General features: G+C 29.5%; 21 protein-coding genes and 1 other RNA gene. All 22 read right to left on the bottom strand.

Going from position 1 to position 21,394, the window contains the following annotated elements; genetic code table 11:
• Positions 1 to 674, bottom strand: a 674-nt coding sequence (locus X275_RS06385) for an AAA-like domain-containing protein (RefSeq protein ID WP_047268064.1), incomplete at its 3' end; no start/stop codon positions are given.
• Between the two features lie 939 nt (positions 675 to 1,613).
• On the bottom strand, positions 1,614 to 2,138 hold the full coding sequence (locus tag X275_RS06380) for a DUF996 domain-containing protein (protein WP_047268063.1): 525 nt from the start codon (positions 2,136 to 2,138) through the stop codon (positions 1,614 to 1,616).
• The gene (locus X275_RS06375; protein WP_047268062.1) at positions 2,135 to 2,743 is read right to left on the bottom strand and encodes a hypothetical protein; all 609 of its coding nucleotides are present in this window, start codon (positions 2,741 to 2,743) and stop codon (positions 2,135 to 2,137) included. Before X275_RS06375 ends, X275_RS06380 begins: the two co-directional genes overlap by 4 nt.
• A gap of 168 nt (positions 2,744 to 2,911) precedes the next feature.
• Positions 2,912 to 4,117, bottom strand: coding sequence for an acetyl-CoA C-acetyltransferase (locus X275_RS06370; RefSeq protein WP_047268061.1), 1,206 nt, complete (start codon positions 4,115 to 4,117; stop codon positions 2,912 to 2,914).
• 30 nt (positions 4,118 to 4,147) lie between these two features.
• Positions 4,148 to 4,885 carry a 3-oxoacyl-[acyl-carrier-protein] reductase gene (fabG, locus tag X275_RS06365; protein WP_047265115.1) on the bottom strand — a complete coding sequence of 246 codons (738 nt, stop codon included), beginning with the start codon at positions 4,883 to 4,885 and terminating at the stop codon, positions 4,148 to 4,150.
• Complete coding sequence (locus X275_RS06360) at positions 4,882 to 5,694, bottom strand: OAM dimerization domain-containing protein (RefSeq protein WP_047268060.1); 813 nt, start codon at positions 5,692 to 5,694, stop codon at positions 4,882 to 4,884. The genes fabG and X275_RS06360 overlap by 4 nt, the downstream gene beginning before the upstream one ends.
• Complete coding sequence (locus X275_RS06355; RefSeq protein WP_047268059.1) at positions 5,691 to 7,247, bottom strand: lysine 5,6-aminomutase subunit alpha; 1,557 nt, start codon at positions 7,245 to 7,247, stop codon at positions 5,691 to 5,693. Before X275_RS06355 ends, X275_RS06360 begins: the two co-directional genes overlap by 4 nt.
• Positions 7,240 to 8,583, bottom strand: coding sequence for a MutS-related protein (locus X275_RS06350; protein WP_047268058.1), 1,344 nt, complete (start codon positions 8,581 to 8,583; stop codon positions 7,240 to 7,242). Before X275_RS06350 ends, X275_RS06355 begins: the two co-directional genes overlap by 8 nt.
• Positions 8,571 to 9,554: a hypothetical protein gene (locus tag X275_RS06345; RefSeq protein ID WP_047268057.1), complete on the bottom strand. Its 984-nt coding sequence runs from the start codon at positions 9,552 to 9,554 to the stop codon at positions 8,571 to 8,573. Before X275_RS06345 ends, X275_RS06350 begins: the two co-directional genes overlap by 13 nt.
• Before the next feature lie 3 nt (positions 9,555 to 9,557).
• On the bottom strand, positions 9,558 to 9,968 hold the full coding sequence (locus X275_RS06340) for a MaoC family dehydratase (RefSeq protein WP_047268056.1): 411 nt from the start codon (positions 9,966 to 9,968) through the stop codon (positions 9,558 to 9,560).
• Positions 9,965 to 11,254, bottom strand: a complete 1,290-nt coding sequence (ablA, locus tag X275_RS06335; protein ID WP_047268055.1) for a lysine 2,3-aminomutase — start codon at positions 11,252 to 11,254, stop codon at positions 9,965 to 9,967. Before ablA ends, X275_RS06340 begins: the two co-directional genes overlap by 4 nt.
• Before the next feature lie 14 nt (positions 11,255 to 11,268).
• Positions 11,269 to 12,303 (bottom strand): L-erythro-3,5-diaminohexanoate dehydrogenase, encoded by a 1,035-nt coding sequence (locus tag X275_RS06330; protein ID WP_047268054.1) that lies wholly within the window; start codon positions 12,301 to 12,303, stop codon positions 11,269 to 11,271.
• A gap of 4 nt (positions 12,304 to 12,307) precedes the next feature.
• Positions 12,308 to 13,123, bottom strand: coding sequence for a 3-keto-5-aminohexanoate cleavage protein (locus X275_RS06325; RefSeq protein WP_047268053.1), 816 nt, complete (start codon positions 13,121 to 13,123; stop codon positions 12,308 to 12,310).
• Positions 13,123 to 13,515, bottom strand: coding sequence for a hotdog domain-containing protein (locus tag X275_RS06320; protein WP_047268052.1), 393 nt, complete (start codon positions 13,513 to 13,515; stop codon positions 13,123 to 13,125). Before X275_RS06320 ends, X275_RS06325 begins: the two co-directional genes overlap by 1 nt.
• 11 nt (positions 13,516 to 13,526) lie before the next feature.
• Positions 13,527 to 14,177, bottom strand: coding sequence for a 3-oxoacid CoA-transferase subunit B (locus X275_RS06315; RefSeq protein ID WP_047268051.1), 651 nt, complete (start codon positions 14,175 to 14,177; stop codon positions 13,527 to 13,529).
• Positions 14,177 to 14,830, bottom strand: coding sequence for a CoA transferase subunit A (locus tag X275_RS06310; RefSeq protein ID WP_047268050.1), 654 nt, complete (start codon positions 14,828 to 14,830; stop codon positions 14,177 to 14,179). Before X275_RS06310 ends, X275_RS06315 begins: the two co-directional genes overlap by 1 nt.
• Before the next feature lie 307 nt (positions 14,831 to 15,137).
• Entirely contained in the window at positions 15,138 to 16,319 is a 1,182-nt protein-coding gene (locus tag X275_RS06305) for a class I SAM-dependent rRNA methyltransferase (protein ID WP_047268049.1), read from the bottom strand.
• 93 nt (positions 16,320 to 16,412) lie between these two features.
• Positions 16,413 to 17,573 carry a hypothetical protein gene (locus tag X275_RS06300; protein WP_047268048.1) on the bottom strand — a complete coding sequence of 387 codons (1,161 nt, stop codon included), beginning with the start codon at positions 17,571 to 17,573 and terminating at the stop codon, positions 16,413 to 16,415.
• Positions 17,574 to 17,702: 129 nt separating this feature from the next.
• Positions 17,703 to 18,027: RNase P RNA component class A (gene rnpB / locus X275_RS11110), an RNA gene on the bottom strand.
• Entirely contained in the window at positions 18,027 to 18,938 is a 912-nt protein-coding gene (locus X275_RS06295; RefSeq protein ID WP_047268047.1) for a TIGR01212 family radical SAM protein, read from the bottom strand. Before X275_RS06295 ends, rnpB begins: the two co-directional genes overlap by 1 nt.
• On the bottom strand, positions 18,938 to 20,215 hold the full coding sequence (locus tag X275_RS06290) for an amidohydrolase (RefSeq protein ID WP_047268046.1): 1,278 nt from the start codon (positions 20,213 to 20,215) through the stop codon (positions 18,938 to 18,940). Before X275_RS06290 ends, X275_RS06295 begins: the two co-directional genes overlap by 1 nt.
• A 99-nt stretch (positions 20,216 to 20,314) precedes the next feature.
• Positions 20,315 to 21,394 (bottom strand): methyl-accepting chemotaxis protein (locus X275_RS06285; RefSeq protein WP_047268045.1); only part of this gene is annotated, 1,080 nt, incomplete at its 5' end.

Below are 21,394 nucleotides of genomic sequence, written 5' to 3'. Positions count from 1 at the left end.
TGCCATATTAATTCTTTTACTTTTTCTTCGAATATTTGTCCTGTTTCTTTTTCATGTTGTGAAAGTAAATCATATACTTGTTCTTTTGTAAAGTATGGCACTTCTAAGTGTTCTGCTATGTTGAATGGACTAGCATTGTCTTCTAATATTCCACTTAGATATCCTACGCTTATTAATATTACACTTCTGAGTTTGTATCCTTGCCTTGAATGATATATTTCTCTTATTGTATGTAAAAATTCATTCATTAATTCTTGATTATTCAATTTTTCAAATTCATCAATCATTAATATTATTTCTTTCTTTTGTTTTTCATATAAATCTATTATATATTCATCCAATTCATTTATTTTTTTTATTTTGCTATTCTCATATTGAATATTATAGGATACTTTTAAATAAAATTTGACTTTCCTATTTAAATATTCTATAAATTCTCTTTCTGTTTTTATACTTCCTATACTTTCAAATGATATAAATATTGGTAAATATTTATCTTTTATTTTTTCAACTATATCATTTAACAATGTTGTTTTTCCGCTTTGTCTTGGTGCTGATACTGTAAAATATCTCCAATTTTCTATATGATCAAGCGCCTCTTTCATTATATCGGGTCTCTCAATATAATAACATGTCTTTTTATCAACAGGACCACTTGTGCAGAATCTCCTCATCGTCTCACCTCCGGTGTTACGCGCCTACGGCGGGTTTTAGGATTAAAATTTAATATCAGGGTGTCCAATTAGTAAAGCAAGCGAAAACTCGCAGATTGTCCGAAAAAATAGCAAATGAAGCCGGTCAATTTTGCACGGATGCAAAATTGAGTGAAGCCGAACATGGATGTGAGTCTGATACGACCGGCGAGAATGAGCTATTTTTGAGGATTAACAATCAAGGTTTGAGCGACTTTACTTTTTGGACATCGTATTTAATATTTTAAATAAAAACTTTTCAATATTTTCAAAGAAAATATTCACACTTACAGCGGGTACTGGTTTATATTTCTTTGATTTTTAAAAAATTAAAAAACTATTAAATAATTACGGTGTAATTATTTAACCTACAGCGAGTTTTTGGACTAAAAACTTTGGTTTTTAATTAACACTATCAAAATCTTCGGGCTTACGCTCTCTTACTTGAAATTCTACAGTATCTTTATGCTAATTATACCATAATTATTTTTTTAATATATAATACGATGTCCAAAAAGTCAAATTCACTCAGGCAGCTCGATTGCTTATCCTTAAAATTATTCATTCCCAGCCGTTGTTCAGATTTTTCATCCATGAAAAAGCTTCACTCAAAAAAACGTTCTGTTTTTTTGACGTCTTCCATTCACTCTTAGATTTTTTATGATAAAAAATCTAAGGGGAAAAGATTTATAATTATATAATAAAAATTATTTTTTCCAATTACCCTCTGTAAGCGAGCGATAGCTCAAAAGTTTTTTTATTAAAATCTAATTTTTTAATTCAATAACCCACCGTAGGTGTGTTAAGGGCAATCTTCGAGACTTCGTTTCATTTGAGACTTTTTAGACAGCCTAATACATAATATAAAACCAGACTTTTCGCTCGATTTTTATGTTAATTTAATAATATAGTTAATATTTTTTATTCAATATTTTTGCTTATATTTTCCGTATATTCGTCTGGTAATGTGAAATATCCTATTATTGCAAATATATTAGCTACGAAAGTTAATATAAATCCAACTAAAACTATTGACAATATTAATCCCCATAATAAAAATTTTGATGCTTTATAAAAATTATCATTTCCAAAATAATCACCCATTAGATTATATACTTTTATTTTATAAATAACTGGTATTATCATTGCAGCTATATATATTACAAGCATTAAAAATAAATTTGGCATATTACTCATGATATACATATCAGGTTCTATAATGGTTCTAAAAAATGACCCAAATATCCCCAAAAAACCAACAAAATAGATTATATATATTACTACTTCAGATAATAATAAATAATTAAATATTCTTTTGTCTTTAACAGCTTCACTAATTTTATACACTCCAATTAATTCTAAAATTATACCTAAAATCCCAAAATGTCCAAACATTCCCAAAATTCGCCCAACTCCAGCTAATATTTTTGAATTTTTTAAATTCATTCTATTCCCTCCTTCTCAATATAATTTATATTTAAAAATCCAATTATTTCAAACATCTTTAATATTAAAATTAACATGGAATTTACTATTATGATTATTAAAGCAATTGACGTTATAAATCCAATACCATCCAATACCCACTTTGCAAATAATATATAAGAAAAAATAAGTATAATTAATTTTATAACTATCAATTTTAAAACAAATAGAAATTCTTTATTTAAAGTTCTTTTATAAAGAGATTTATAGGCTATTCTTTCAAAAAATAAAGATATTATATAAGAAAAAAAGGCTAAAGATATTATTGACATATGATCTTTTATACCTGTATATATATAATATTCCATACTTTTTAATGAATAAAAACTATCATTATCTCCACTTTTAAATATGGAAATTATTGTTTGCGGAACAAAAAAATTAATTACAGTATAAAATAAAAACAGTGAAATTACAAAATAATAAAATAATTTTTTATCATTTAACCTTTCACTAATAATATAAATACCTATAAACTGAATAATTAAACCCGCTAAACTCAGATTTTCAATAAATTCTAATATCATTCCAATAGCAATCATATATCTTGCTGTTTTAAAACTCACACAATTCTCCCCCCTTTTTTTAAATTTTTATTAATTGATAAAAACATTATTATTATACCAATTTTTTATTAATTTTCAATATTATTTTAAAAATAATTGTTATAAAATATTTTATATAAATAAAAACAGCCCTTATTTTCAAGGGCTGTTAGTAGTTATTATGTAATCTTATATATTTTTAATTACTAACGCTGTTCCCATTCCTCCGCCTATACATAATGATGCTAATCCATATTCTACATTTCTCTTTTTCATTTCATATAATAAAGTTACTGTTATTCTATTCCCTGACGCCCCTATTGGATGTCCTAATGCTATTGCTCCACCATTTACATTTGTTCTTTCCATAAACCATTTTTTTGTAAGTCCATATTTTTCACTAAGTTCTTTTATTACTCCTAATGACTGCGCTGCAAATGCCTCGTTTAATTCTAATAATTCCATTTGTTCTAATTTTATTCCCTTCTTTTCTACAAGATTTGTTATTGCTGCTACTGGTCCCATTCCCATTATACTTGGATCAACACCACCCTGTTCATAGGCTATTATTTCTGCTAATGGGATTAATCCATATTTTTTCACTGCTGTTTCTGAGGCTATTATTATTGCACTTGCTCCATCATTTATTCCTGATGAATTTCCTGCTGTTACTGTTCCATCTTTTTTGAATGCTGGTCTTAGTTTTGCTAATGTTTCTTTAGTTGTTCCAAATCTTGGATATTCATCTGTATCAAATATTTTTGTTTCTTTTCTTGTTTTTATTTCTATTGGTACTATTTCGTCTTTAAACTTTCCTTCTTTTATTGCTTTTTCTGCTCTTTGCTGACTTGTTGCTGCAAATTCATCCTGCTCTTCTCTTGTTAATCCATATTTTTCTACTATATTTTCTGCTGTTATTCCCATGTGATATTGATTAAAAACATCTGTTAATCCATCATAAACCATATGATCTATCATTTCTATGTTTCCAAATTTTAACCCAAATCTTGATTTTGCTGGTAGTAACATAGGAGCATTTGACATACTTTCCATACCAGCAGTTACTATAATTTCTGCATTTCCTAATTTTATTTCATTTGCTCCTAACATTATTGCTTTCATTCCACTTCCACATACCATATGTACTGTATATGCTGGTTTTTCTACTGGTATTCCAGCATATATTGCTGCTTGTCTTGCTGGCCCCATTCCTTGACCTGCTATTAATACGTTCCCTACTATTGTTTGGTCTATTTGTTCTGGAGTTACACCTGCTTGCTTCATTGCTGCTTTTATTGCCTCTGCACCTAATTCTGCTGCTTTTTTATCTTTTAATGTTCCTCCAAAGCTCCCTATTGCGGTTCTTTTTGCACCTACTATATATACTTTTTCCATTTTTTGTCCCCCTTTTTTTAGAATGCTAACTTATAATACCAATCCACCATCTACACTAAGTATATGACCTGTTATGAAACTCGATTCATCACTTGCGAGAAATAATGCCGCATTTGCTATTTCTTCTGGTTCTCCCATTCTTTGTAATGTTGTTTTGTTTTTTACTATTTCTATTACTTTTTCTGGCAAATCTTTTGTCATTGGTGTTTTTATAAATCCTGGTGCTATTGCATTTACCCTTACCTGTGCTCCTTTTCTTGCAAATTCTTTTGCCCATGTTTTTGTCATTGCTATTACTCCACCCTTTGTTGCCGCATAGTTTGTTTGTCCTATGTTTCCATATATTCCAACTACTGATGATATGTTTATTATTGATCCTTTACCCGCTTTTATCATTTCTGGTCCAAATTGTTGTGTCATGTTAAATACACCTTTTAAGTTTACATCTATTACCATATCCCAATCTTCTTCACTCATTTTCTGTATTAATGCATCTCTTGTTATTCCTGCATTATTTACTAATACATCAACTTTTCCTTCTTCTTTTATTACTTTTTCTTTAAATTCCTCTATTGCTTTTCTGTCTGTTACGCTTAATTTATAACCTTTCACATTTTTATATTCCTTTTCTAATTCTTTTAATGCTTCTTCATTTAAATCACATGCATATACTTTTTTAGCTCCTTCTTTTGCAAATTTTTCCACCATGGCTTTTCCTAATCCTCTTGCTCCCCCTGTTACTATACATACTTTTCCTTCTAATCTCATTCTTTTTTACCTCCTTGTTTTTTTTCTTGTTGTCTTTTATGCATTTCCTGAGCTATATATGAAGCTACATCATCCGCATATGTGTTAGCACCAAATCCTGCATCATAACCTATTTCTTTCACTAATTCATGAGTTATTCTTGGTCCGCCTGCTATTAATATTACTTTGTCTCTTATACCTTCTGCTTCTAATAATTCTACTAACTCTGTAAGATGTTTTATGTGAATATTTTTTTGTGTAACTATTTGAGAAACAAGTAATACATCAGCATCAAACTCTATTGCTTTAGCCACAAATTCTTCGGGCGGAACTTGACTTCCCATATTTAATGTTTCAAACATTTTGTATCTCTCTAATCCGTAATGTCCTGCATATCCTTTCATATTCATTATTGCATCTATACCAACAGTATGAGCATCTGTTCCTATACATGCACCTATTACTCTAATTTTTCTTCCTATATTCTTTTCAATAAATTCATCTGTTTCTTCCATTGACCATGTTGTCGATTCTACTTTTGGCACATGTATCGAGGTATAATCAACCGTATGGGTACAACTTCCATATGCAATTATAAATGTGAAACCTTTTGTTAATTCTTTATGATAAACTACCATAGGTTCTTCAAAACCCATTTTTTTCATCAATTGTTTTGCAGCTTCTACTGCTTCATCACCATCTGGTACCGGCAATGTAAAGCTAAGCTGTGTTTTCCCATCATTCATTGTGTCTCCATATGGTTTTATTGCTTTTAAATTTAATGTTTTATCAAAATCTTTTTTCTCTGTAGAATATAATCCTCCACTCATGGTCTTTCAGCCTCCAACATTATTTTAATAAACGGATTAATGTAATTTTCTCCTTTTTCAAATACTCCATCTAATCCTTTTCCACCATCAATTGGTCTTTTTATATTTGCAAATGTCCCTTTTGATAATGATACAAATAATCCATCATGCATCATTTTTTCTAATAATTCTATTGATTTATCTAACACTTCTTGTGCTCTTTTTTGAATAATTCCATCTTTTTTGAATTCTATTTCATCTCCAAGGTTTTTCAAATTATTGAATATGTATCTAGCATTTTCTATTGATAAATATCTATCTGACATAAATGGTGTATGTATTGCTTCTGTTAGCATTCCAAGTAATTGAATGCCCTGATGTGTCCATATTGATATTACGTTAAACAGAGCATCCTGAACATGCCCTTTAAATATATTTCCTGTCATATATTTTGTTGGCGGCATATATTTCAACGGTGCTTTAGGGAATATTTCTCTTAACATTTGTGCCTGAGCTAATTCATATAAGAAACCATTTGTAAGATCTGGATTCATTTCAAACGCATGTCCCAATCCCATTTGTTCTTCTGGTATTCCGGCCATCAATGCAAGTTGTTCATTTATTAAATCTGAGGTTAATACTGTGTGAGCTTCTTCATATGCATCTGCTGTTGTTAGATAATTATCTTCGCCTGTATTTATTATTATTCCTGAAAATCCATTTATTACACGTGAGAAATATTGATCTATTATTGTTCTTTTCATATTAATATCTCTAAATAGTATTCCATATAATGCGTCATTAAGCATTACATCAAGCCTTTCCATAGCGCCCATTGCTGATATTTCAGGCATACATAAACCCGATGCATAATTAACAAGTCTTATATATCTTCCAACCTCTTCTCCAACTTCATCAAGTGCTTTTCTCATTATTCTAAAATTTTCTTGTGTTGCATATGTACCACCAAAACCTTCTGTTGTTGCTCCATATGGCACGTAATCCAATAAACTCTGCCCTGTTGTTCTAATAACTGCAATTATATCTGCTCCCTGTCTTGCTGCCGCTTGTGCTTGGACAACATCTTCATATATATTTCCTGTGGCGACTATTACATAAAGGTATGGTTGAGCGCCTTCACCTAAGTTTTTTATATACTCATTTCTTTTTTTTCTATTATTCTGAATTTTTTTTATCATATTATCAACGAATGGTTTTATTGCTTCTTTTGCTTTTTCAGGAGAATATATTTTTATTTTTGATAAATCTATTTCTTCTTTTGCAATTTTTTCCGCTATTTCCTGAGGGGTTAGTCCTGTTTCTAATATTGCATTTCCCAATAAAAATGCTGCTCCTTGATCTAATAATCCGATTTCTTTTATATGTTCTACAACGACATTTGGTAATGGAACTTCATTTTCATCAATTCCATCTATTCCTAATAGCCTACATATTGTTCTTTCTACAGATACTGTAGATTTTCTATCTACAAAATCCTGAACGTCTTCTGCTATTTTTTTTGCCAGACTTCTTGCATATTCAATTTTTTTTATATCCAATCCTAATTTACTCATTAAGTGTTTCCTCCTTTTTTAACTTTTCAATTGTTTTTATTAACTCTTCATCTATTTTTAACAGTTTTGCTATCGTTAATGCTTCTTCTGGAACAATTTCCTCATTTTCTTCAATTAATGAATAATCTATTATTTCCGTTATGTTTTCTGGAGTTATATTGCTTTTTAATTTTTCTTTTTTTATTCCTTTTATTCGTAATTTTCTTATATTTTTATCGGCCACGTTATTAAAATGCGTTGTTATTAATGTTATTGAATTATGTTTATTAAGTATTTGAATTACACTTTTTACTATTAGTTTTCCTTCATGTGGATTGGTATTTCGGGCTAATTCATCAAGTAATATCATTGCATTATTTTTTTCTTTTATATACTTTAATATTTCATTTAGTTTTAACATTTCAGCTGCGTATGATGATAATCCGTTTAGCGTTGATTGATAATCACCTGATATAAGAAATATTTTGTTTATTATTTTCATTTTAGCGAAATTTGCTGGAATATAGAACCCATATTGCAAAAGATATTGAGCTAATGCAATTGTCCTTAATATCACTGTTTTACCTGTCATATTTGCTCCAGTTATTAATGTAACACCTTTTTTTAATTTTATATTTATTGGTTGATATTTCCTGTTTTTTAATCTATCTTTTATTAATGGATTATATAATCCATTAATACATATTTGATTTGATAATTCAGGTCTGGTTAATTTATATTCTATAGCCTGCTGTGATTTTGCTATTACAAAATCAAGTTCTCCTATGTCATCTAATGCCTGTTTTAATGCTTCTTTATATTTTTTTAATTTATTTGTTAGTTTTTCTCTTATTTTGTTCTCAATTTCAATTTCTTTTATGTATAATTTTTCTTTTTCTTTGTCGTTTGCTTTTTTTCTTTGCTTTCTTACTTCTTTTAGTTCTGTTGAATATGAATCATATATATAAAATGTTGGTAAATTTGTGTTATCTGGATCAAGGATTTTTATAACTTCTTTAAGATCGGGCATTTTTAGATATGAAAATGTTGCTTCTTTTCTTATTTTTTCATAATATATTGAAAAATTTTTTATTTCATATAGTTCTATATCATCTAATATATATTCACTGTTTATTCTTTCTATAGTTCTTTTTATATCTTTTATATACATTAAATTATGTTTTATTTTTTCTATTTTTTCTTTTTCTTTATTTATTTTCTCTATTGTTTCTTCTATTTTGTCTAATTCACATTCTATACTATCTTTATCTATGAGAAATTTTAAATTTTTTAATAAATCTTTTCCTAACGGTGTTATTATTTCTAATTTTTGAAATAAATAATCTAATTCAACCATAATCCATCTTCCCTTACATTTATTATTGGTATATCTGTTAATTTACTTAATCTTTTTTTTATTTCATTAGAATCCAATATATATCCTTGTGGTGAATATGGATTTATTGTTATCGCTATTAGATAGGTTTTTTTTAAAACTTTTATTTTACCACCTTTTTTTGTATATATTTTATATGTTTCCGGGGTTATAAAGATTTTTGTGAAATCTTTTACTATGATTTCTACATTTTTTAAATCTTTTTGTTTTATTAAATATTTCAAGAATTTTTCCGTTAACGCTCCTGTTAAATATATTTTTTTTCCATATTCGAGTATATGTTTTTCTAAATTTTTAAATGAAAGTAATGATTTTATAGGTAATTTTTCTATTTTTTCTGCTATTGTATATATGCCATCACTCAGATTTTTTATTTTTTCTTTTTCTTCTGTTTCATCTAATTGAATCATTTTTACTGTATGAATGGTTCTTTTTACCAGCTCATTTATATTTATTGTTAATGCTGCACCTGTTGCAAGAATCATTGCATCTGTTATTACTGGAGAAGCGGGGCTTAATCTAGATAAAGCCCCATCTATTAATACCATTTCTGCTCCAAAGGTTTTTAACTTTTCTATTAATTGTTTTAGTTTTTCAGCACTTTGAGGACCAGCTAATATTATTTTTCCTTTTTCCAATGATTTAGCTATTATTATTCTTCCTAAGGAAGTTCTTAGTTCATCCTCTATTGATAATATTTCAGATGTAAATCTTTTTTGTTTATAAAATCTTTCTGCTGTTGCAAATATTGTTCCTTCCTTTATTGTTATTTCTGGTTTTGGCGTGACAGTCACTTGATCTATTGATTCACCATCTATTCCTATAGAGGTTATCCCTATTTTTTTGTCTAAATGTTTTATAACATAATTCAATGTTTCTGTTTTTCCTGTGTTTTTTTCTAACCCGACTATTGATATACTTTCAAATTCCACTTTTTATTCTCCTTTAAATAATACAAGAGCTTCTCCATCAACTGCAAGTTTTCCATTTTCTTTTATTATTTGTGTTGTTAGTATTAATCTCGATTTTTCATTTATTTTTTCTTTTACAATAATTTTTATTGTTATTTCTTCATCAAGATATATGGGTTTTAAGAATTTTGTATCCTGTTTCATATATATTGTTCCAGGACCAGGAAATTCCATTCCTAAAACAGCAGAAATTAGTCCTACGCTTAGAATACCATGTGCTATTCTTTTTTTAAATACTGTTTTTGATGCAAATTCTTCATCTAAATGAACTGGATTTTTATCACCTGTGATCTCTGCAAATGTTTCCACCATTTTTGCCGTAATTTTCCTTTTTACTTCATATGTTTGATTTAATTTTATTTCTTCATATTTCATTTTTTATCCCCCAAATGTTCATATTTTTCTCTTAACTTTGCTCTTTCATGTCTTTCTAAATGATTTGGCTCAAGAGAGATTCTATCCTTACTGTCAAATAATCCTGCTACTCCATACCATTTGTATTTTTCCCTATATATTGTATCGTCTACATCCGTTGTTGTATCTTCTGGTTCATGATATGTTGTTATTACACCTTCATAATTTCTGAGTATTACAGTATGATCTGTTTGAGAAATTAAATAATTCGGCATTAATCTTATCTTACCACCACCACCTGGTGCATCTACAACAAATGATGGTACAGCAAAACCAGATGTGTGACCAATTAATGATTCCATTATTTCGAGACCTTTTGCTACTGAAGTTCTGAAATGTTCTATTCCCTGAGATAAGTCACATTGATATATATAATATGGTCTTACCCTTATTTTCACCAGTTGATGAACTAATTCCATCATTATATATTTGCTATCATTTATTCCTCTTAATAATACTGTTTGATTTCCAAGTGGTATTCCTGCATCTGCAAGTTTTCTACATGCTTCTGTTGATTCTGGAGTTATTTCTTTTGGATGATTAAAATGAGTATTTAACCAGATCGGATGATATTTTTTCAACATATTTACCAGTTCATCTGTTATTAATTGTGGAAATACTACCGGTGTCCTCGTTCCTATTCTTATTATTTCAACGTGAGGTATTTTTCTTAATTCTTTTAATATATATTCAAGCATTGGTATTCCAACCATTAATGCGTCTCCACCAGATAATAATACATCTCTAACTTGTGGCGTGTTTCTTATATATTCTATCGCAGCATTTATTTCATCCATCTTTTTATGAGCATCAGTTTGTCCTGCAAATCTTCGTCTTGTACAATGTCTACAATACATTGAACACATGTCTGTAATTAAGAATAAAACTCTATCTGGATATCTATGAGTTAATCCAGGTGCTGGTGAATCTTCATCTTCATGTAGAGGATCTAACATATCCCATACGCCTTTTACTAATTCTTTAGATGTAGGAACAGCCTGTCTTCTAATCGGACATTTTGGATTATCCGGATCCATTAATGAAGCATAATATGGTGTTATAGCCATTCTCAAAGTTTTTAACGCATTTCTTACTCCATCTTCTTCTTCGGGTGTGAGATTTATTATCTGTTTTAATGTATCTACATCTGTTATTCTATTTTTTATTTGCCAATGCCAATCATTCCATTGTTCTTCTGTAACATTTTTCCATAGTGGTATTTCTGTGTAATGTCTTCTTTTTTCCATTATTCCCCCCCTAACTATATATATAACTTCTCAAATAATTCTCTTATTTTTTTTGATTCTCTTAATATTTGAAGTGTTAATTCGGCATGCCCTTTTGTGTATCCATTTCCTATTATCATTGTTATATCTTTTCCAACACCTTCTGCTCCTAATGCTGCTTTGGTAAATGAAGTTGCCATTGAAAAGAAATAAACGATTCCTTCATCTTTCGTTATTAATATTGAGGACATTTCCGTATTTGGAACATTTACATTGTTTATCGTTACATCACAATATTTTCCATTCGTAACTTTTAAAACCTTTTCATATATTTCCACAGGTTTCGTTGCGTCTGCTACTATTACCTCATGAGCAATATTCATTTCTCTTATTCTTTCAGCATTTTTTTCAGAATATTCCACCACTATTACTTTACCTTTATCACCAGCATTTTTCATTGCTTGATACGAACATAACACTCCTGATTTTCCACCACCACCTATAATACAAACTGTATCTCCTTCTTTCACCAATTTATCTACCTGTGCTGGTGCTCCTGCCACATCTAGTGCTGCCAATGCTAATTTTTCTGGTATATCTTCTGGTAACACTGCATAAAGACCTGTTTCAAATAATATTGCCTGACCTTCAATATCTACTTGATCATTTTCTAAATTTATATTTTTTATTTTTTCTATTTTTAATGGTGTAAGAGATAATGATACTAGTGTTGCTATTTTATCACCAATTTTTAAAGTTTTATCTGGAAACTCTGGTCCTATCTCTTTTACAGTACCTATTAGCATTCCACCAGAACCTGTTACTGGATTTTGCATTTTTCCTCTTTCATTTACTATTTCAAGAATCATTTTTTTCATTTTTTCAGTGTCATGATTACATACCTCTTTTATCTGGGTAAAACTTGCAGAGTCTATATTTAATGTAATTACATCTATTAATATTTCATTTGAATATATTTTCATATCATTATCTATTTTTTTTGCTGCTTGGGGTAATAATCCTTTTGGTTCTATTACTCTATGTGTTCCAAATGGACAACCTTTTTTCATAACTTTACCTCCTGATATTTAATATTTCTCTTGCTTCATCCGGTGTAGCTATTTCTCTTCCGAATTCCTTTGCTATTCTTACTATCCTTTCTACTAATTGCGCGTTTGATTTTGCTAATTCTCCTTTTTTATAATATATATTATCTTCAAATCCTACTCTTACATGACCTCCCATTAATATCGCATGAACAGCTAATGGTAGTTCATATCTTCCTATACCCGCTACTGTCCATGTTGAACTATCTGGTATATGATTAACTAAATAAACGAGATCATCTATTTCACCTGGAATTGCTCCAGGAACTCCCATAACAAAATCAAAATGTATAGGAACATCCAATAATCCTTTTTTTACCAGACTTAATGCATTTGCTATATGTCCACGCTCAAATACTTCGATTTCAGGTTTTATACCTCTTTTTTTCATTTCATCTGCAAATTTTTCCATATACTCTTCTGAATTTACGAATATATCTCTTCCGAAATTTGTTGTTCCTGCAGATAATGTTGCCATTTCTGGATTTAATTCAAGGGGTTGTTTCCTTTGCTCGAATGTATGGTACACAGCTCCTCCTGTCGATGGCTGAAATATCATATTACATTTAGTTTCTATTTTTTCTTTTATTTCTTTATATACTTCATATGATTGTGTAGGTTCTCCCTTTTCATTCCTTGCATGAACATGTGCTATAGAGGCACCTGCAAGGTAGCACTCGTATGCTGCCTGAGCTATTTCATCAGGCGTGAGTGGTAGATTTGGCTGTTGTTTTCTTGTAACTTCAGCGCCGGTTAAAGCTACTGTAATTACTAATTTTTCCATTATTTCCCCTTCCTTTGTTTATCTTTTGGAACAACACATGTTCCACTTGCTCTACATACCACTATCGGTTTTTCAAGATAATCTGCCGCTGAATCTGATATATCAGGCCTTGGTGTTATTACTTTTTTTGCTTCAAACACCATTTTTCTCGATGTATTTCCAACTTTTACAATTTCACCTGTCACTTCTACATAATCCCCAGCATATACCGGAGCTATAAACTCTATATTATCATATGCTTTAAATAACCCTTCATCTCCATCATGTCTAATTAGTAATTCTGTTGCAACGTCCCCAAACAACTGAAGAATTTTTGCACCATCTACAAGATTCCCTCCATAATGCGCATCATGAAGACTCATTCTAACTCTTATCATTACCTTTTCTCCCATAATTATCCTCCTTAAATTTCCATAATTTTTAAATCTTCTGGAATTATTAATTCTGCTTCTGTTATTGCTTTTAATTCATCTATTTTAATATCTGGAGCAATTTCTTTTAATACTAATCCTTCATCTGTTGGTTCTATTACAGCATATTCTGTAACTATTAAATCTACTCTTCTTGATGAAGTTAAAGGCAAATTACATTTTTTTACAATTTTTGGTTTTCCTTTTGCTGTATGTGTCATGGCTATTATAACTTTTTTCGCACCAGTAACAAGATCCATTGCTCCGCCCATTCCAGGTATTAATTTTCCAGGCACCATCCAGTTTGCTAAATGTCCTTCTTCATCTACTTGAAGACCTCCTAAAACTGTATAATCTAAATGCCCTCCTCTTATTAAAGCAAATGAAAATGCAGTATCAAACGTCATGGCACCAGGCAAGGTATTTATAAATTTGCCTCCTGCATTGGTTAAATTGAGATTCGCATATTCTTCTGATATTTCAGAACCTATTCCTAACACACCATTTTCTCCATGAAAAAATATATTCATTTCTTTCGGTACATAATTTGCAACCAATGTTGGTAACCCTATACCTAAATTTACTATATTTCCAGGTTTAAATTCTTTTGCTACTCTTTTAGCAATTCTTTCTTTTGGATTCATTATTTTCTCCCCCTTATTACGACATAATCAACAAGTGCTCCTGGAATATGAACTTCATCCGGACCAAATGTTCCCGTTGGAACTATTTCATCAACTTCAACTACTACAATGTCTGCTGCCATTGCTATTATTGGATTAAAATTTCTTGCAGTAAATTCAAATTGCAAATTGCCAACATAATCACATCTTTTAGCTTTAACCAATGCAATCTTAGCTTTTATAGCCTTTTCAAGTATATAGCTTTTTCCATTTATTTCTATAATTTGTTTTCCTTCTTCTACTACTGTACCTATTCCAGTAGGCGTTAATATTCCACCAAGTCCTACTCCGCCTGCTCTAATTTGTTCAATTAATGTACCCTGCGGGACAAGTTCAACCTCTAATTCTTTCTCTATATATTGTCTTTGTGTTTCTTTATTTGTTCCTATATGTGAAGTAATTACTTTTTTTACTAATTTGTGAAAAATTAATCTACCTATTCCTTTATCTTCAAATGACGTGTCGTTACAAATAATCGTTAAGTTTTTTTTATTTTGTTTTATTAACTCATCAATTAATAACTCAGGTGTTCCAACAGTTAAAAATCCCCCAATCATTAAGCTATCTTCGTTGTTAACAAAAGAAATAGCCTCTTCGGCTTTTACTACTTTCAACTAACTCACCCCTCTATTTTTTATTTATGAAAAATTCTTCATAGTTATTATATCTTTTTTAACATTTGATACAAAACTGAAAAAAGAGCGTATAATTACAAATATCAATGCCAATTCTTATTTAATCTTTTTTAATGAAATTTTTTTCATTCTTTCATATATGAAATAATAATTTTATGCATACTAAAATTATTAGCATTTTAAAATTATAATAACGAATGTACAACATCGTATAATAAATAAAAAAAACGAATCAAAAAGATTCGTTTTTAGATAATCGCTCCTTTGAATAAATATTAAATTTAATTTATATTTTATAACTTTCTATTTCAAATAAATAAAATTTTAAATACTCAGTTTCCAATATATTGTATATTACGGGATGATCTGGACATTGCGAACCTTTATATATCTGTTTTAATAATATTTTATTGTCTTTCGCAGCATCAAATATTATTTTTTTAAACTCTTCTTCATATACTAATTGGGTACATGATGCTGTTGCAAATAACCCTTTATTTTTTGTTGTTCTCATTGCTCTAAGATTTAATTCTTTATACCCCCTTATAGCATTTTTTATTGATTTTCGTGATTTAGCCAATGACGGGGGATCTATAATTACAAAATCAAAATATATATTAGCATCATCAAATTTTCTTAGTTGGTCAAATGTATTTGTTTCATATAATTCATATTTATCTTTTGGAATATTGTTTATTTTTAATGTGTGTTCCAATACATATAATGCTCTATCTGAATAATCCAGGAATGTAACATGTTTGGCATTACCCATCAGCGCATGTACTCCAAAATTCCCTGTATACGCAAATCCATCTAATACTGTCTTATTATTTGCCATTTCTTTTACTTTTAAGGCATTATATCTCTGATCCAGGAAAAATCCCGTTTTCTGCCCTAATGTGTCTGCAAAAAATTTAATCCCATTAATTTCAAATGGTATTAACTCCGGTCCTTCTTTATATATCCATCTTTCTTCATAATCAAATCCTTCGATTTTAGCATTTTTTTCATCATCTTTTTCAAATATTCCATCTGGGTTAAATAATTCTATTAAAGCATCTATTATATATTTTTTTAATCTGTATATTCCAAGTGTATTTACCTGTATTACAAAGTAATTTTCAAATTTATCTATGATTAATCCCGGAAAATAGTCACCCTCTCCAAAAATCAATCTAAATGTTTTTTCTTTTTTAAAGAATAATTTTCTATATTCATATGCATTTTTTATTTTATTTTTTATCCACTCATAATTTATTGTCTCATGTTTTTTTGTAAGAAGGCGTACTCTTATTTTTGAATTGTTATTTATATATCCACGACCAACGAATTTTTTATTATAAAAAACATCTACAATATCTCCATTATCATAATCCCCCAGTATTTTTTCTATTTCATTTTCATATACCCATGAGTGTCCATTTAATATTCTTGATTTTATATTATTTTTCAAATATATATTAGCCATTGTATCTCTCCTTATAATTAATATAATTAAAATCAATATTATTATACCACATAAAAAGCACCACATTATGTGGTGCTTTTAGAATCTCTCATATTAAAATCCTACTGACATATTGATATTCACAGATGTATTTCTTGCATTGAACAATTCTTCTAGAGCTTGTGCCTGTGTGCTCAACGAAGCATGAACTTCAGCAAGATATACATTCATACCAAACCCACCATTAAATGTCCAGTATTCAAATGTATCATAATCTGTATTAATACTATAATTCTTTATTTCTGCCCAGAATGGTAAAAATCCCCAGAATAATCTTTGACCAGCAGCTACTCCCCATACAAAATCATTTGTTTCCGGTGCATATTCAATTGATGGAACAAAATCCAATAATATTGGTAAAGTTATAAAAAATGTCATTTTCCATGGTTTGAAATCTGTAAAACTTTTTTCATCACTAATATGGGCAATATTAAAATTCTCAAATTCAAGAGTCTCTGTGCTATAATCAACCTCCGCAAATGTATGGGATTTATATATTCCTATACCTTCTGCTATTGGTATATCTTTAATTCCAAATCCTATTGCAGGATAATCTTTTCCAGCAACAAAACCAACATCTAATGTGATAATACCATTGTTTAAGAGTTTATCCATAAGCATATCCATTTTATCAAATATTTTATCTGGACCATCATGTAATAATGAATAATTATATGGAAGGTTATTTATATCATCTGGAAATGCTGTAATGATATAATATCTATCTCCATCTCCTGCCCTTACAACATCATAAATAGGAATATAACTTTTTATTGTCCCTCCAAAAGAAAAATCCTTCCCTTTTAGTCCTACATGTAATCCACCTCTTGCTAACAATGCATTTCTAAAATCAAGAGTTTTTAAATTATGTTTGTCAATATTTTGTATAGTAAATTCTGGTGATAAAACAAAACTACCTAGTTTTAATTTTGCAAACATATTAAATTCAACATTTCTGCTTAAAATATTTGAATCACTTAAATCATAATAATTCTCTTCATTTCCAAATATGTTTAAGTCTATTACTTCTTCCAAAGAATCTAAACTTTCCTGAATTAAACCAGATTTTATTCCTCCATTTATTTCTATAAAATTTCTTGCAGACCACGAAACCAATGCGGAATTCAAATCTTTATTCCATGGAGATAGTGGTTCAATTTGCGAAAAACTTAAAACGCTAAATACAAGTAGTAATACTAACAAAATTTTTTTCATATTTCCCCCTCGCTTTCTTAATTATCTTCCTATTTACTTATCGTATATATTTTAAAAAACTTTATTATTGCTATCTAATTAATATTATACAACATTTTTTTTATTTTTTCAACTTATTTTTTATTATTTAAAAACAGTGGGGCTATAAGCCGGATTCTGTTTTATCGGTCATTTATCTAAGCGGTCTACCTGGAAGAGGCTAAAAAGCATGCCGGGCAAGCTTACTCTTCCTATTTGACCTTGCTCAAGGTGGGGGTTACCAAGCCATCAGGTTACCCTGATGCTGGTGAGCTCTTACCTCACCGTTCCACCCTTGCCAAGAATGGCGGTTTTCATTTCTATGGCCCTATTCCGAGGATTACTCCTCCCGGCAATTAACCGGCACCTTGCCCTTAGAGTCCGGACTTTCCTCATGACGAATTGTATTTCGCCATGCGACCGATCGCCCCACTGCTAATTATTAAGATAATTAAATAATCTTCCCTGATATGTATTTCTTTTTTTCATTTCTTTTTCGAGTATGTTTATTATTTTTATTTTTGACATTCCCCAATTACCATGCAAAACACCAGTTTTCGGCGGATCTGCAGCAAGACGATGTATTACTATATCCGGATCAAGATATTCTAAAAATAGAATATTTCTTTCTATAAATTCTTCAAGAGATAGGGGGATAACTTCACCTTTTTCATACATTTTTCCTAAAATTGTATTTTTTGTTATATATAGAGAATGTAATTTTACTCCATCTATTTTTAAAGCGGATAAAATTTTTGCTCCTTCTATTATATCTTCTTTATCATCCCATGGCATATCTATTATCATATGTACTATAATCTCTATATTTCTTTTTTTTGCCCTATTTACTGCATCAATAAATTCGGCAAGTGTATGTCCTCTGTTTAATATTTTTAATGTTTTATAATTTACACTTTGCAAACCAAATTCTAGATATACATCTAACTTTTCTTTATATGATGCAATAAGTTCCAGTTTTTCATCTTCTACTGTGTCCGGTCTCGTTGATATATCTAAAATTACTATTCTATCGTCAACTAACGCTGAATCATAAATTTTTTTCAATACATGTACCGGTGCATATGTATTCGTATTCGATTGAAAATATGCCATATATTTATTTGCTTTACCTTTATATCTTTCAATCATATATCTTATTTGTTCTGATATCGGCGTTTTGGGAGATAGCGATGCAAAACCACTTCCTGTTTCTTCACAATATATACAACCACCTGTTCCTCTTAATCCTGTTTTGTTTGGGCATGTGAATCCTGCATTTATCGGCAGCCTTTGCACTCTTTCTCCGTATCTTTTTTTTAAGTAATCACTTAATTTATTATATAACACTATTTATTCCCCTTTTGTTCATTAAATTTTCTTTCTAACTCAAAATATTTCTCATGAAATTTATTATAATAATCCGTTTCTTTTAATTTTGGATACTCACCGTTATAATATACCCATTCACCATTTACCATAGTTGCATATACCTTATTTATAGGTGAATATACTATGTGTGACTTTAATCTATTTATATCATTTGGATAAAATTCAAATGAATTTAAATCTATTATAGCTAAATCTGCTTTATAATTTTCCTCTATTCTCCCAATTTTTTCATTTAATGCATAACCTCCATTTTCCCATATCATTCTTAATGCTTCTTCTGTTTTGAATTTTTCTGGACCTTCGATTTTTTGTAATAAAGAAGCTATTCTCATTTCTTCCCAGAGATTTAATGTGTTATTACTAGCTGCTCCATCCGTTCCAATTGTTATATTTATTTTATGTTGCAACATTTTTAAAATAGGAACTATTCCATTGCCAAGCTTTAAATTGCTCGAAGGATTATGTGCAACTGTTATTTCATTACGAGATAAAATTTCTATGTCTTTTTCGTCTACATGGACACAATGAGCAGCAATTACATTGTTTTTGAACAATCCTGTTTTTTCTATATCTTCTAATGTATACATTTCTCTTTCATTTTTGGATTCATATAAATGTATGGTTGTAAATGCATTATAGCGTTTGGTTAACTCCGCAACCTCTTCTAATTTTTTCATAGGACATGTATATGGTGCATGAGGACCAAAGCCTATTTTTATATTATTTTTATTATGATAATTTTCAAACAAATATACTGTTTCATCTATTCTTTTTCTCCATCCATCATCATTATCATACCCAAGTCCTCTGGTTAAATATGCTCTTATTCCTGTATTCTTTACTGCCTTTGCTGTTCCATTCATAAATAGATACATATCTACGACCGTTGTTATTCCCTTTGATAACATTTCTAATATTGATATTAAAGAACCATAATATGTGATTTCTTCGTTTAATAAATCTTCTCTTGGAAACATTTCATTAAAAAGCCAATCTTTTAATGTTAAATCATCTCCAATTCCTCTAAATATGCTCATTGCTAAATGAGTATGAGTATTTATAAATCCAGGAATTATTAATTTATTTGATAAATCGTATATCTCTATATCTTCATCTATATCCACATTTTCATCTGCTATTTCTATTATTCTATCTTTTTCAACTAATATATCTAACTTTTTTATATCAGCATCAGCACTTATTAATACATATGCATTTTTCAGAAGTTTTTTCATATTTTCACCTCTATCCGTTTTTTAAATTATAACATATTTTTTTTAACATTATTTAAGTAAATAAAAGAATAAAATATAACAAATCCCGAATGGGATTTGTTATATTTTAAACTGATTCAATTTTTTGTTTAGTTCTTCTACTAATTTTTCTAATTCTTCTGCTTTTTCATTTACATTTTCTATTTCTTTGCTTTCTTCTTCTATATCTTTTGTTATTTCGTTTATTTCATTTGATATTTCCAGTATCATTTGCGCTGTTTTATCGCTCGCAGCTGCCATTTCTTCTGTCGATGCACTTTGTTCTTCTGCACTTGCGGTTAGACCTTCTACTCTCTGATTTATGTTTTCTATTCTTTCTAATATGTTCTGGAATTTCTCTTTTACGCCGTTTGCATAGTCTTCTACTTCGTTTATTACTTTTACTGTTTCTTCTGTTGCTTTGTTTGCGTTTTGTGCTCCATTTTTTATTTCTGTTAGTATTTGTGCTATCTGTTCTGTCGCTTTTTTCGATTCTTCTGCTAATTTCCTGATTTCATCCGCTACTACTGCAAATCCTTTCCCTGCTTCTCCTGCCCTTGCCGCTTCTATTGCTGCATTTAATGCTAATAGATTTGTCTGTTCTGTTATGTTTGTTATTGTTTCTACTATTTCTCCTATGTTTTTTGCTTTTTCTGCTAGTATTTCTACCGTCTTTTCCGTTTCTTTTGATTTTTCTACTGCTTGTTCTATTATTTTTGTTATTTCGTTTATTGATTTTTCCCCTTCTTCTGTTACTTCTGTTGTTTCGTTTACTTCTTGTGATATTTCCACTGCATTACTTGATACGTTTTGCGCTGCTATTGATACTTCATTTACTCCTGATGTTAGTTCTTCTGTTGTCGCTGCTGCATTTTCTGCATTTTCTTCTATTGTTTTCGCTTTTTCCATCGCTTCTTCGTTTGCCAACATTGTTTTTTCCGCTACTTCTCCTAATATCTCTGATGATTCTTCTATTTTATTTCCCGCTTTTAATAACCATTTTACTGTTTCTCTCAGATTATTTGACATGTTTTGTAATGATTTCGCTATTATTGCTGTTTCGTCTTTCCCTTTTGATTTGAATTCTACTGTGAAATCTCCTGTCGCAAATCTGTCTACTTTTTTGCTTAATTCCATTAATGGTTTTGATATTTTTCTGGC

The sequence above is a fragment of the Marinitoga sp. 1197 genome (genome assembly GCF_001021165.1).
In the GTDB taxonomy this organism is placed as follows: Bacteria; Thermotogota; Thermotogae; order Petrotogales; family Petrotogaceae; genus Marinitoga.
The sequence above is the reverse complement of the archived record's forward strand: the minus strand, read 5'-3'. Positions and strand labels throughout refer to the sequence as shown.

What these genes read in the sequence shown, in the direction of transcription:
- X275_RS06370 (WP_047268061.1), bottom strand. Translation starts at nt 4,117, where the DNA reads ATGGAAAAAGTATATATAGTAGGTGCAAAAAGAACCGCAATAGGGAGC.
- fabG (WP_047265115.1), bottom strand. Translation starts at nt 4,885, where the DNA reads ATGAGATTAGAAGGAAAAGTATGTATAGTAACAGGGGGAGCAAGAGGA.
- X275_RS06320 (WP_047268052.1), bottom strand. Translation starts at nt 13,515, where the DNA reads ATGGGAGAAAAGGTAATGATAAGAGTTAGAATGAGTCTTCATGATGCG.
- X275_RS06290 (WP_047268046.1), bottom strand. Translation starts at nt 20,215, where the DNA reads ATGAAAAAACTTCTGAAAAATGCATATGTATTAATAAGTGCTGATGCT.
- X275_RS06380 (WP_047268063.1), bottom strand. Translation starts at nt 2,138, where the DNA reads ATGAATTTAAAAAATTCAAAAATATTAGCTGGAGTTGGGCGAATTTTG.
- X275_RS06325 (WP_047268053.1), bottom strand. Translation starts at nt 13,123, where the DNA reads ATGGAAAAATTAGTAATTACAGTAGCTTTAACCGGCGCTGAAGTTACA.
- X275_RS06355 (WP_047268059.1), bottom strand. Translation starts at nt 7,247, where the DNA reads ATGAGTAAATTAGGATTGGATATAAAAAAAATTGAATATGCAAGAAGT.
- X275_RS06300 (WP_047268048.1), bottom strand. Translation starts at nt 17,573, where the DNA reads ATGAAAAAAATTTTGTTAGTATTACTACTTGTATTTAGCGTTTTAAGT.
- X275_RS06330 (WP_047268054.1), bottom strand. Translation starts at nt 12,303, where the DNA reads ATGAAAAAAGGTTGTCCATTTGGAACACATAGAGTAATAGAACCAAAA.
- X275_RS06315 (WP_047268051.1), bottom strand. Translation starts at nt 14,177, where the DNA reads ATGAATCCAAAAGAAAGAATTGCTAAAAGAGTAGCAAAAGAATTTAAA.
- ablA (WP_047268055.1), bottom strand. Translation starts at nt 11,254, where the DNA reads ATGGAAAAAAGAAGACATTACACAGAAATACCACTATGGAAAAATGTT.
- X275_RS06340 (WP_047268056.1), bottom strand. Translation starts at nt 9,968, where the DNA reads ATGAAATATGAAGAAATAAAATTAAATCAAACATATGAAGTAAAAAGG.
- X275_RS06350 (WP_047268058.1), bottom strand. Translation starts at nt 8,583, where the DNA reads ATGGTTGAATTAGATTATTTATTTCAAAAATTAGAAATAATAACACCG.
- X275_RS06305 (WP_047268049.1), bottom strand. Translation starts at nt 16,319, where the DNA reads ATGGCTAATATATATTTGAAAAATAATATAAAATCAAGAATATTAAAT.
- X275_RS06360 (WP_047268060.1), bottom strand. Translation starts at nt 5,694, where the DNA reads ATGAGTGGAGGATTATATTCTACAGAGAAAAAAGATTTTGATAAAACA.